The organism is Lachnoclostridium phytofermentans ISDg, from assembly GCF_000018685.1.
In the GTDB taxonomy this organism is placed as follows: Bacteria; Bacillota; Clostridia; order Lachnospirales; family Lachnospiraceae; genus Lachnoclostridium; species Lachnoclostridium phytofermentans.
In genome coordinates this window covers 4,124,113-4,137,700 of sequence record NC_010001.1, presented here as the reverse complement: position 1 = coordinate 4,137,700, position 13,588 = coordinate 4,124,113, and the positions used below count along the sequence as shown (strand labels likewise).

At 37.2% G+C, this 13,588-nt stretch carries 9 protein-coding genes and 1 rRNA gene; all 10 read left to right on the top strand.

What is annotated here, in order from left to right; genetic code table 11:
• Window positions 1-188: 188 nt before the first annotated feature.
• The 10 genes from CPHY_RS17545 to CPHY_RS17500 all read left to right on the top strand — a co-directional run bounded on the left by CPHY_RS17545 (window position 189) and on the right by CPHY_RS17500 (window position 13,566).
• Window positions 189-3,104 (top strand): 23S ribosomal RNA (locus tag CPHY_RS17545).
• Between the two features lie 277 nt (window positions 3,105-3,381).
• Entirely contained in the window at window positions 3,382-3,888 is a 507-nt protein-coding gene (locus CPHY_RS17540) for a phosphatase PAP2 family protein (RefSeq protein ID WP_012201389.1), read from the top strand.
• Between the two features lie 546 nt (window positions 3,889-4,434).
• Window positions 4,435-4,944 carry a hypothetical protein gene (locus CPHY_RS17535; protein WP_012201388.1) on the top strand — a complete coding sequence of 170 codons (510 nt, stop codon included), beginning with the start codon at window positions 4,435-4,437 and terminating at the stop codon, window positions 4,942-4,944.
• Window positions 4,896-5,174, top strand: coding sequence for a hypothetical protein (locus CPHY_RS17530; RefSeq protein WP_012201387.1), 279 nt, complete (start codon window positions 4,896-4,898; stop codon window positions 5,172-5,174). Before CPHY_RS17535 ends, CPHY_RS17530 begins: the two co-directional genes overlap by 49 nt.
• Window positions 5,175-5,317: 143 nt before the next feature.
• Window positions 5,318-6,154, top strand: a complete 837-nt coding sequence (locus CPHY_RS17525; protein ID WP_041703762.1) for a hypothetical protein — start codon at window positions 5,318-5,320, stop codon at window positions 6,152-6,154.
• Window positions 6,155-6,587: 433 nt separating this feature from the next.
• Window positions 6,588-7,670, top strand: a complete 1,083-nt coding sequence (gene serC / locus CPHY_RS17520; RefSeq protein ID WP_041703761.1) for a 3-phosphoserine/phosphohydroxythreonine transaminase — start codon at window positions 6,588-6,590, stop codon at window positions 7,668-7,670.
• A gap of 18 nt (window positions 7,671-7,688) precedes the next feature.
• Complete coding sequence (locus tag CPHY_RS17515) at window positions 7,689-8,849, top strand: phosphoglycerate dehydrogenase (RefSeq protein WP_012201384.1); 1,161 nt, start codon at window positions 7,689-7,691, stop codon at window positions 8,847-8,849.
• Window positions 8,850-9,082: 233 nt separating this feature from the next.
• Window positions 9,083-9,667, top strand: a complete 585-nt coding sequence (locus CPHY_RS17510) for a xanthine phosphoribosyltransferase (RefSeq protein ID WP_012201383.1) — start codon at window positions 9,083-9,085, stop codon at window positions 9,665-9,667.
• Window positions 9,668-9,869: 202 nt separating this feature from the next.
• Window positions 9,870-11,591: an ABC transporter ATP-binding protein gene (locus CPHY_RS17505; RefSeq protein WP_012201382.1), complete on the top strand. Its 1,722-nt coding sequence runs from the start codon at window positions 9,870-9,872 to the stop codon at window positions 11,589-11,591.
• Window positions 11,592-11,625: 34 nt separating this feature from the next.
• The gene (locus tag CPHY_RS17500; RefSeq protein WP_012201381.1) at window positions 11,626-13,566 is read left to right on the top strand and encodes an ABC transporter ATP-binding protein; all 1,941 of its coding nucleotides are present in this window, start codon (window positions 11,626-11,628) and stop codon (window positions 13,564-13,566) included.
• The last annotated feature ends 22 nt before the right edge of the window (window positions 13,567-13,588 follow it).

Below are 13,588 nucleotides of genomic sequence, written 5' to 3'. Positions count from 1 at the left end.
TCACATTGAAATATGAAACATAAATATTAACGTATTTATGAGTCAGACATCTAAATACAATGACACGTTACTCTTATGATAGACGATATCATGAGGGATAAACGATAAACAAACCGATAAAGTAGTCATCACGCTAGGTGATGAAATATCAATATTAGAACATGCTGAAAAGTGTGACCTAATACAAAGGTTAAGCTAATAAGAGCGTATGGTGGATGCCTTGGCACTAAGAGCCGATGAAAGACGTGATAAGCTGCGATAAGCTACGGTGAGGAGCAAATATCCTTAGACCCGTAGATTTCTGAATGGGGAAACCTAATGGAGCAAACCTCCATTGACGTATGGTGAATACATAGCCATACGCCGGGAACCCGGGGAACTGAAACATCTAAGTACCCGGAGGAAGAGAAAGAAAAATCGATTTCCTGAGTAGCGGCGAGCGAAAGGGAAGGAGCCTAAACCGTGGATTTATCCACGGGGTTATGGACCGCAATAAGTGACTTGAAAGGTAGAAGAATGGTTTTGGGAAAGCCAGCCAGAGAGAGTGAAAGCCTCGTATTCGAAACCGGAAGAGAGCGAGCGGTATCCAAAGTACAACGAGACACGAGAAACCTTGTTGGAATTCGGGGGGACCACCCCCCAAGGCTAAATACTACTTAGTGACCGATAGTGCATAGTACTGTGAAGGAAAGGTGAAAAGAACCCCGGGAGGGGAGTGAAAGAGAACCTGAAACCATATGTTTACAAGCTGTGGAACCACTTTATATGTGGAACCGCGTACTTTTTGTAGAACGGTCCGGCGAGTTACATTTACTGGCAAGGTTAAGGACAGAAAGTCTGGAGCCGAAGGGAAACCAAGTCTGAATAGGGCGTAAATCCATCTTTGATGGATCAGTCAGTACGTGTATACCCGAAACCGGGTGATCTATCCATGGTCAGGTTGAAGCTGCCGTAAAAGGTGGTGGAGGACCGAACACACATCCGTTGAAAAGGGTGGTGATGAACTGTGGATAGGGGAGAAATTCCAATCGAACCCGGAGATAGCTGGTTCTCCTCGAAATAGCTTTAGGGCTAGCCTCGATTTAGTCTAACGGAGGTAGAGCACTGAATACCCTAGGGGGCGTCAAAGCTTACCGAAGGTTATCAAACTCCGAATGCCGTATAGATGATGATCGGGAGTCAGACTACACGAGATAAGTTGGGTAGTCAAAAGGGAAAGAGCCCAGACCACCAGCTAAGGTCCCAAAGTGTGTGTTAAGTGGAAAAGGATGTGGGATTTCAGAGACAACTAGGATGTTGGCTTAGAAGCAGCCATACATTCAAAGAGTGCGTAATAGCTCACTAGTCGAGAGATCCTGCGCCGAAAATGTCCGGGGCTAAAACACACCACCGAAGCTGTGGAATCATACAATGTATGATTGGTAGAGGAGCATTCTTAACTGCGAAGAAGCTGTACCGTAAGGAGCAGTGGAGTGTTAAGAAGAGAGAATGCCGGAATGAGTAGCGAGATAGAAGTGAGAATCTTCTAGGCTGAATATCCAAGGTTTCCAGAGTAAAGCTGATCTGCTCTGGGTAAGTCGGGGCCTAAGGCGAGGACGAGAGTCGTAGTCGATGGACAACAGGTTGATATTCCTGTACCATATAGTAACAGAACTGTGGGGACACAGAAAGGTAGGAAAAGCCGGGAATGGAAAAACCGGCGCAAGCACAAAGTCAAGCGAAATAGGCAAATCCGTTTCGTGATGGTGAAGTGTGATGCGGAGTGAACTTTAAGTAATGAAGTTTCTGAACCTATGCTGTCAAGAAAAGCCGCTATTGTTTGCTATATGCCCGTACCGTAAACCGACACAGGTGGATGAGGAGAGAATCCTAAGGCCGACGGGAGAAGCATTGTTAAGGAACTCGGCAAAATGACCCCGTAACTTCGGGAGAAGGGGTGCCTACGAAAGTAGGCCGCAGAGAATTGGCCCAAGCAACTGTTTAGCAAAAACACAGGTCTATGCAAAACCGAAAGGTGAGGTATATGGGCTGACGCCTGCCCGGTGCTGGAAGGTTAAGGGGAGAGGTTAGACGCAAGTCGAAGCTTTGAACTTAAGCCCCAGTAAACGGCGGCCGTAACTATAACGGTCCTAAGGTAGCGAAATTCCTTGTCGGGTAAGTTCCGACCCGCACGAAAGGCGTAATGATTTGGGCACTGTCTCGACAATGCACCCGGTGAAATTGAAATACCAGTGAAGATGCTGGTTACCTGCGCCAGGACGGAAAGACCCCATGGAGCTTTACTTCAGCTTGATACTGGGATTCGGTGCTGCATGTACAGGATAGGTGGGAGACTAAGAAGTAGGAACGCCAGTTCTTACGGAGTCGCTGTTGGGATACCACCCTTGTAGTACTGGATTTCTAACCTGTAGCCGTGACCCGGCTAGGGGACAATGTCAGGCGGGGAGTTTGACTGGGGCGGTCGCCTCCGAAAGGGTATCGGAGGCGCTCAAAGGTTCTCTCAGAATGGTTGGAAACCATTCGTAGAGTGCAAAGGCATAAGAGAGCTTGACTGTGACACCGACGGGTGGAGCAGGTACGAAAGTAGGACTTAGTGATCCGGTGGTATAAAGTGGGATTGCCATCGCTCAACGGATAAAAGCTACCCTGGGGATAACAGGCTTATCACTCCCAAGAGTTCACATCGACGGAGTGGTTTGGCACCTCGATGTCGGCTCATCGCATCCTGGGGCTGTAGTAGGTCCCAAGGGTTGGGCTGTTCGCCCATTAAAGCGGTACGCGAGCTGGGTTCAGAACGTCGTGAGACAGTTCGGTCCCTATCCGGCGTAGGCGTAGGATATTTGAGAGGAGCTGTCCTTAGTACGAGAGGACCGGGATGGACTGACCTCTGGTGTATCGGTTGTTCTACCAAGAGCATGGCCGAGTAGCCAAGTCGGGACGGGATAAACGCTGAAGGCATCTAAGCGTGAAGCCCCCCTCAAGATAAGATATCCCATAGCACAAGCTAGTAAGACCCCTTAAAGACGATAAGGTTGATAGGACAAAGGTGGAAGTGTGGTAACACATGTAGCTGATTGTTACTAATAGGTCGAGGGCTTAACCTAAAAAGGTTTGTTTAAAAAATTCAATGTGAAGTAATTAAAGAAAATAAAAGTTTTAATAGTGAAAAATGAGAAAATCTCTTGTTTTTTGCTATTTTTTATTTTAGAATAACATTACTACGGATAAATCAGAGGGAACTGTGGATAACAGTTTCTTTTTTTTGATTCGACTGTGGATAAATATTTACATAATTTTTACCATAAGTTAACGTATATTTGATTGATTTCCGATAGGAATAATGTAGAGTTAATAGATACCTTTTGAAAACAGGAGATTTGTATGAAGAATTGCACTCGAATCGATGAAAAACTTTTATTTCAGTTGTTTAAGAAACGCAGTAATACTATGGATTGGTTTATGTGTTTCATTACTTCCCTAGGGAACTGCTCTATGATATGGCTCGCGTTTTCTCTGTTTTATTGGATTTATGGCGATCGCCAGGTAACGAAAGCAATATTGTTATCGCTATTGTTAACTATCATTGGTAATAATCTTATTATAAAGTCTCTTTGCATGAGAAAACGTCCCTGTGATAAATATAAAGATATTAAAATGCTTATTAAAAGACCAATTGGATCCTCGTTTCCATCTGGCCATGCTGCAACTTCATTTGCATGTGCGACAGCAATTGTAGCATATGACTTAAGAATTGGAAGTATTGCGCTGATATTGGCAACTCTGATAGCAATTTCTAGGGTATATTTATTTGTACATTTTCCATCCGATGTTTTAGCAGGGATATTATCGGGAATCACATTCGGATTAATAGGTATTAGAATTCTCTAAAAGTACGATTTAGCTTAAATTCAGGGCAGTATACGTTGCTCATAAGGTTTGGGCTGTCGGTGGGTACGCTTCAGTGTATTTAGAATAGAGATTCCCTTTATATTAAATTAAGTAATTACAGTCGGATGCAATAGAGTTAAGAAATCTTATATAATAGATACTTAAAATCAATATATGGCATAATTTAAAAAAGGTATATCAAGAAGCTTTGTAGAGCTTTTGATATACCTTTGGTTTTATAATAAGGCCAAATAAGTTGGTAGCTAAAAGAGAATGAAACTAGACTACCAGCTAAAGTTCCTATAATGATCGTAAGTGGAAAGTAAAGCGTTGGAATATTTAGGATTAATATGTCTTTTTTGATGTCAAAATTAAAAGTATTTCTTTAGAAGAATGCAATTTATGATTATTTTTTATTTTAATGAGAACATCGGTTCACCTAATTTGTAATTTACTGTATTATTGTATATATTATTTACAATTATAGTCATATATGGTAATATACAATTAAATATAAATTAGGAGGATTGTTAAATAGCTTTTTGTATGGTAATAATTCTGGTAGTCTCAGCCTTTAATGTGTTTACTAATGCCTATGCGCATGATATTGGATTTGATTGTGATCAAACAAAAGCTTTGGAGGCATACAATGATTTAATCAATAATTTTAGAAAAGAATCTCGAATGATTACATATCCTGATGAGTTTGGTGGAGCATATTTAGATAAAGAGGATTTAATCATACAACTACTTGATACTTCTGATGATTATGTACAAAAATATAGAGTATTAACTAATTATTCAGATAGTATTAGATTTGAAAAAGTTGTTAATTCATATAATAGTTTATTATCTTTGTATGATGACATAGATGAACTATTCAAAGGTTATACTATTAATGGTTATGGTGTAGATGTAATTAATAATAATTTAAAAGTTTCTTTTGGGATAAATCACAAGGTGGTTGCGAAGCCCCTGTGGGCACTATTGTTAAATATTATGGAAAAATGTCAGGTTATAATACAGGTACTATCACTGCCACCAACCAAGTTGTGACTTATTTTGATGTTGATGGGAAGAACAAAATTCTTGTTTATGGATCTTCCGTTATTAAAGGTAATTTAACGAGTCCTGGAGATAGTGGCGGAGTAGTCTATTTAAAAAGTGCAGCTGAACGTAACTTAATAGCAGGAACAATTATAGCTTCAAATTCAGATGAAGGGGTTAAATTTACACCACGCAGTCTATATGAAGATATTGGTTTTAGCTTTGATACATCTTATTAAACAAAGAAAGGAATTCGTTAGTGAAGAAAAGAGGAATTTATCTATTTTTCATTTGCATTTTCTCAATTTTATTACTAATTATACTATATATCAAAAAAAGGGATCATACTTTATTTACACTAGAGTTGACTATAGGGGATACCTTGATAGAAGGAAATCCAGTTTCTTGCGCAACAAAAATATATTATCATGGAACAGAGGAAAACATAGAGTTCCAACCTACGAAGGGAATACGGACTATATTTGTACATGAAAGCGGAATGGAGATTATCGCTGATTACCAATATATTAATAATAAGAACATTTTCTTTGACAAGGAGTATCCTTTGGTTTTTGATTGTTCAAATTATGGTTGGTATAAGAGACAGAGCTCAATGGATGTTTCCAAAGTAGTAAAGATGGACTATGACATTCAGCTTTCCTCTACGCCTCTTTTTCTGATTGCCGGAAAATATACTGTTTATACTGAAATTCAAGGTGTTCTTTTGGATAATCAGACAGAGATTTGTTTTGTGAGTCCTAAGAAATCAATCAAGGTAGAAGAAGTGGATGAAGATTTGCCTAATGTAGGGACATTTCAAAACGAGGATATCAAAGGGAAAGTATTTATCAATAATAATGAGTATACGAAAGATGATACGTTTTATTGCTTTATTTCTTATCAATACATTCCGCAGGAAAGAGAACATCTACTTTACGCCCCTATGTTAAGCATCAGGAATGAGACAAGAACTATCTTTTCAGACAATGTGGTGCAAATGTGGACGTATGGAACAGTTTCACCTGGTATTATCATTATTGAAACTCCTTGCAACATGAGGTTTGGGAATAAGAACAATTTTAATGTAGATCATGAGAAGGAGGTAGACTATAGTAAAATTAGCTTAAAGTCCGGAGGGTACACGCTAATCACAAGGTTTGGATTGGCGGAGGATGCGCGTAGTGTACTTAATATAGAGATTCCTTTTACAGTAGAATAAAATTAAGTAATTACTGTCAGATGTAGTATTGTATTTTTACTGAAACCATTAATAAACGTAAATAGAATTTTAGTATGGTATCTTATAAAATAGATAGAATTAAATTCAATATATGGTATAATTTAAAAAATGGTATATCAAGAAGACTTTATAGAGTTTTTTTGATATACCATTGATTTTATAATAAGGTTGCAAATTTCAAGATAAAGTTATTGACTGAAATTTAACAAGGCTATATAATGTAGTGTATTAAAGCAATGCAGTATAAAGGTGGCAAAGCTTTGAATAACCGACAACGGCTAGAATGTGACTGTATCATAAGTTGTTCTAAGCATAGAGCTTGTGTCATAGCATGCTTAAAAGACAGGGTGGTAAAGTACTAGATTTGCCAGGTGTTAGGATAATCTATAGTAGGAATAAGGAGGATTTTCAAATGGGTAGAGTTTATAATTTCTCAGCAGGACCAGCGGTTTTACCAGAAGAGGTTCTAAAGGAAGCCGCAGAAGAGATGCTTGATTATAACGGTACTGGGATGTCCGTTATGGAGATGAGCCATCGTACTAAGGAATATGAAGCAATCATTAATACTGCTGAACAAGATTTACGTGATTTAATGAATATTCCGGATAACTATAAGGTGCTTTTCTTGCAAGGTGGTGCTTCTTCACAGTTTGCTATGATACCAATGAATTTAATGAAAAATAAAGTAGCAGATTATATTATTACAGGGCAATGGGCTAAGAAAGCCTATCAGGAAGCAAAATTATTTGGTACAGCAAATGCGGTTGCTTCTTCTGCTGATAAGACATTTACTTACATTCCGGATTGTTCCGATCTCCCTATAAGTGAGAATGCTGACTATGTTTACATATGTGAGAACAATACGATATATGGAACAAAGTTTAAGACACTACCAAATACTAAGGGCAAGCCACTGGTGGCTGACGTATCCTCTTGCTTTTTATCAGAGCCAGTAGATGTTACGAAGTATGGTTTAATTTATGGTGGTGTTCAGAAGAATATTGGACCTGCTGGTGTTGTTATTGTAATTATTCGTGAGGACTTAATTACTGAGGATACCCTACCAGGAACACCTACGATGTTTCAATATAAAATCCATGTTGATAACGAATCTATGTATAATACACCACCTGCATATGGTATTTACATCTGTGGTAAAGTATTTAAGTGGCTTAAAAAAATGGGTGGCCTTGAAGCAATGAAGGTTCATAATGAGAAGAAAGCACAGATTTTATATGATTTCCTTGATCAGAGCAAGATGTTTAAGGGCACTGTCGTAAAAGAGGACCGTTCTTTAATGAATGTTCCATTTGTAACTGGCTCTGAAGAATTGGATGCAAAGTTTGTAAAAGAAGCAAAAGCTGCAGGCTTTGTAAACTTAAAAGGACATAGAACCGTTGGTGGTATGAGAGCAAGTATCTACAATGCGATGCCAATCGAAGGAGTAGAGATACTTGTTGCATTCATGAAGGAATTTGAGGAAAAGAATGCCTAAGTCAGAGGGGGAGAAGATATGACAAAGTATAATTGTTTAAATCCGATTGCACCAGTTGGACTTAATATATTTAATGATAATTATGTAAAAACCGATGTATTTGAGGAAGCAGAAGCAGTATTAGTTCGAAGTGCAGCAATGCATGAGATGGAGTTCTCTTCTAACTTAAAAGCAATAGCCCGTGCAGGTGCAGGTGTTAATAATATTCCATTAGATAAATGTGCAGAGCAGGGTATTGTTGTATTTAATACACCAGGTGCAAATGCAAATGGTGTAAAAGAATTAGTTGTAGCTGGAATGCTATTAGCAGCCCGTGATATCAGTGGTGGTATCAACTGGATACAGACTGTAAAAGACGATGAAAATGTAGCAAAGCTTGTAGAAAAAGGGAAAGCAAAATTCTCTGGAACTGAAATTCAAGGGAAAAAACTTGGGGTTATCGGTCTTGGAGCAATTGGTGTTCTTGTAGCTAACGCAGCCAATAGACTTGGGATGGAGGTATTTGGATGTGATCCATTTATTTCTGTGGAACATGCTTGGAACTTATCTCGTGATATAAAGTACGTAAAGACGAGAGAAGAAATCTTTAAAGAGTGTGATTATATTACGGTTCATGTGCCATTACTTGATGACACGAAGAAAATGATTAATAAAGACACCTTAGCAATGATGAAAGATGGTGTTGTAATCCTTAACTTTGCTCGTGACCTTTTGGTGGATGATGATGCAATAGAAGAGGCACTTAAGTCTGGTAAGGTAAAGAAGTATGTTACTGACTTCCCTAATGCTAAGACAGCTGGAATGGAAGGAGTAATTGCAATTCCTCATCTTGGTGCTTCTACAGAAGAATCGGAAGATAATTGTGCAGTTATGGCAGTGAAGCAACTTCGTGACTACATCGAGAACGGTAACATTGTGAATTCCGTGAATTATCCAAGTCTTGATGCTGGTGTATGTCAGGCTGGTACTCGCGTAACGATTTGCCATAGAAACAAACCAAACATGCTTGCACAGTTTACTACTGTATTTTCCTCTAAGAATCTTAACATAGAGAATTTGGCAAATAAGAGTAAGGGTGATTATGCTTATACTGTACTTGACTTATGTACTGTGGTAACTGAGGAATTTGTAAAAGAATTAGAAGAAATCGAAGGTGTATTAAAGGTAAGAGTTATATAATTTAGATCTTATTCTGAAGGAAACTTGAAGTCTTTCCATACATGACAAGGAAAAGTACGCAAAGCGTGCTTTTTCTTATTTTAAGAAACCTATATATGATAAAATCAAGATGAAATCATGATTTTACCATGATTAGAAGAAAAATCATTTGAATAAAAGAAAATAATGTGTATAATTATAAGAGTGCTAATAAAGTTACACATTACATAAGGATGTTTGGAAAGGATTTTAAAATGCAGTTATTAAAAGACAGAATAAGAAAAGATGGTATCGTAAAACAAGGTAATGTACTAAAAGTGGATTCCTTCTTAAATCATCAGATGGACATTGAGTTAATCAATGAGATTGGAAAAGAATTTAAGAGATTATTTGAGAAAGAAAAAATTACTAAGATTTTAACGATCGAGGCATCCGGTATTGGTATCGCATGTATTGTGGCACAGTATTTTAATGTTCCAGTTGTATTTGCAAAAAAAGCACAAAGCATCAACATTGAAGGTGAAGTTTTTGCTACGAAAATAGAGTCGTTTACACATAAGAAAACATATGATGTTATAGTATCAAAGAAGTTTTTAAAACCATCTGATCGAGTTTTAATCATTGATGATTTCTTGGCAAACGGCTGCGCTTTGGTAGGTCTTATAGATCTCGTAATTAGCTCAGGTGCGTCGGTTGAGGGAATAGGAATCGTAATTGAAAAAGGGTTTCAATCTGGTGGTGAAATTATTCGTGAAATGGGAATACATTTGGAATCATTAGCAATTGTAGATAGTATGAATGCAGAAGATGGTACCGTTGTATTTCGAGGAGATAAATAAAGTATATGATTGCACCATGGAAAAGTTCTGTGGTGCATTTTTACGTTTACAGCTTTCAACTAATTTTAAAAACATATATAATGTAATTATAGAAATACAATAAAAGCATATGTTATTAAGTAATAAAAGTAAATATATTTAATAAAACAAAAGCACAAGTAATCATGAAACGCAAAAGACATACGCAATTATGGAGGTAAACATGGACAGTGTATTTCGTTACTTAAAACCTTATTATGGGCAGATGGTTTTTGGTTTAATAATTAAAATCGCGGGAACTTTTGCCGACTTAGGTCTACCATGGGTATTAGCATATATATTGGATGATGTCATACCTTTTGGTAAGGTATCATATATCCTGATATGGGGCGGAATTATGGTTTTGTTAGCCGTAGCAGCAAGAGTGTTAAATATTATTGCGAATCGAATGGCATCAAAAGTAGCTAGAGATAGCGTACAGACCATAAGGCATGATACGTTTGAACGTATCACAAACTTATCTGGTGCACAGGTGGATAAATTTACGGTTCCATCTCTGATATCCAGAATGACTACGGATACATACAATGTGCATCAAGTGATTGGAATGATGCAACGATTGGGAGTACGTGCACCAATTATACTAGTTGGTGGCATTGTATTAACAGCAACATTAGATCCTATACTAACTCTTATCTTAATTGCAATTCTTCCACTACTAGGCTTGCTTGTCTACCTAATTTCTAAAAGGGGTATCCCAATGTATACCAAGGTACAGGCATCTGTAGATAAGATGGTTCAAACAATTCGAGAGAATATTTCCGGAATACGTGTTATTAAAGCATTAAGTAAAACAGAATATGAAAAACAAAGATTTCGTCATGTAAATGATGAGTTAATTGGAAATGAAATCAAAGCAGCCAGCGTTATGGCTCTCTCAAGTCCTATTATGAATTTATTACTAAATACTGGTCTTGCTATTGTAGTTATTGTTGGTGCATTTCGTGTGAATTCAGGGGTTACACTACCAGGAAGTATTGTTGCTTTCTTATCCTATTTTACAATGATATTAAATGCTATGATGATGGTTACCAGACTTTTTATAAACTACTCAAAGGCTAGTGCATCTGCAAAACGTCTTAAAGAAGTTTTAGATGCAAGCGAGGAGCTAATTGTTACTCCAGTTGAGGTTTCGAAAGAGCAGGATCAAAAGTACTTAGCATTTGATGATGTTTCCTTTAGTTATGAAAATGATGAGGAAAAATTAAGCCTTAAGAATATAAGCTTTCAGCTAAAAAAAGGAGAAAGCCTTGGTATTATTGGCGCTACCGGTAGTGGAAAAACTACATTGATTCAGTTGTTAATGCGTTTTTATGATGCTACGGAGGGGCAGGTCATTATAGAAGGGAAAGATATAAGATCGATACCTCTAAGAAAACTTAGAGAAAAATTTGGTGTAGCGTTCCAGAACGATATTATTTTTGCTGATACTATCTTTGAAAATATTTCTTTTGGACGTAATCTTTCGATGGAGCAGGTCATAGAAGCATCACAAGATGCTTGTGCTTATGATTTTATCATGGGGAAGGAGAATGATTTTTCCCATGAAGCAGCAATCAAAGGTGGTAACTTAAGTGGAGGTCAAAAGCAGAGATTATATATATCAAGGGCTCTTGCAAATCATCCAAAGTTTTTAATACTTGACGATTCTTCCTCTGCACTTGATTATAAAACGGATTCGATGCTCCGCCAGGCAATTCATAAAAACTATCAAGATACTACAATTATTATGATTGCTCAAAGAATTAGCTCTATTATGCAGTCTGATCATATCCTTGTTCTTGAAGATGGAGAGATGTTAGGGTATGGAACTCACGAAGAGTTACTGGAACGCTGCGATGTTTATCATGAGATTTATGAGTCTCAAATGGGTAGCATGGAATAGACATTAAATACTGAAAAAGAAAAGAGGGACAGTCTTGGCAAAGGATATGTTTCAAGCTAGAAAAGGAAGTAAAGAAAGAGCAGAAAAAGTAGTAGATAATACTAATAATACGCAATCAAGTAATAATTCAAACAGTGTTAAAGTCAGTAATACGCAATCAAGTAATAATTCCAATAGTGCTAAATCCAATACTACTAAAGCCAATAATACTAAATCCCCTAATACTGAGGATAGACCCAAAAATACAGGAAAAGTCTTACGTGGCTTATGGAGATATTTAAGAATCTATTGGTGGATGCTCTTTGGTGCAATCCTACTTGCTATGGCAAGTAACCTTTTTGCATTAGTGGGACCAATGCTCTCTGGAAAGGCAATTGATTTGATTGAATTTGGGGTTGGTAAAGTTCCAATCAAAGAGGTACTTTGGTATGCATTACTTATGATAGGGTTTTACATCATTTCATCCATATTGTCTTATTTATTATCGATTTTGATGATCCGGCTGAGTCAAAAAATTGTAAGGAAAATGAGAAATGATGTTTTTGATAAGTTAATGGAATTACCGGTTGGATTTTTTGATCAACATCTCGCAGGAGATATTATAAGTCGAATTTCATATGACATTGATGTAATTAATACATCACTTTCCACGGATTTGGTGCAGATTTTTGCAAGTATTATAACAGTTGTTGGTTCTTTGATTATGATGATAATTATCTCACCAAGTTTGGTACTTGTTATGTTAATTACAATCCCAATGTCTATCTTATATACAAAATACATGGCGAATAAGACAAGACCGTTATTTCGAAAACGATCCGAAAAGCTTGGTCAAATGAATGGTTTTGTAGAAGAGATGGTATCAGGTCTACAAACCATAAAAGCGTATGCTGGAGAAGATGTTGTACTTGATAAGTTTGATCATATTAATGAAGAAGCGGTAGAGGCGTATTATCAGGCAGATTATTACGGTAGTATTGTAGGACCTACGGTTAACTTTATAAATAACATTTCACTAACCTGTGTTACCATCGTAGGTTCGGTTTTATACTTATACAATAAACTAACCCTTGGTGATATCTCCTCCTTTGTTTTGTATTCAAGAAAATTCTCTGGTCCAATCAATGAGGCAGCTAATATTATAAGCGAGATTCAGTCTTCGTTAGCTGCAGCAGAAAGAGTTTTTCGTGTGTTAAATGAACCTTCTGAAGTAGCGGATACATATCAGGCAAAAGAACTTCAGAATATTCAAGGGAAGGTTGCAATTGAAAATGTGTCATTTGGTTATACAAAAGAAAAAACAATTATCAAGAATCTAAATCTGAATGCAAAAGAAGGTAACTTAATTGCAATTGTTGGTCCTACTGGAGCCGGTAAGACAACGATTATCAATCTTTTGATGCGATTTTATGATGTGGATCAAGGTGCAATCTATGTCGATGACAATGAGATTAGAGATTTAACAAGGGAAAGTTTGCGAAAAGCTTATGCTATGGTGTTACAAGACACCTGGATATTTGGCGGAACGATATACGAAAATATCGCCTATGGAAAAGAAGACGCTACGATGGAGGAAGTTGTTGCAGCGGCGAAAGCAGCGAAGATACACTCTTACATTAGGAATTTGCCATTAGGATATGATACCGTGTTGAATGAAGATGGTATGAATATCTCAAAAGGTCAAAAGCAGTTATTAACGATTGCTAGGGCGATGTTGTTAGATGCTAAGATGCTAATTCTTGATGAAGCTACATCAAATGTAGATACAAGAACAGAAATTCAAATTCAAAAAGCAATGAGAAACTTAATGGTGGATAAGACTTGTTTTGTTATTGCTCATCGCTTGTCTACCATTCAAAGCGCAGATAATATCTTAGTTGTAAATGAGGGTAATGTCGTAGAACAGGGAACTCATTCCGATCTTATGAAGAAACGAGGATTTTATTATCGTTTGTATGCTTCCCAGTTTGAATAAAGATTGAGATTTATTAGAATTC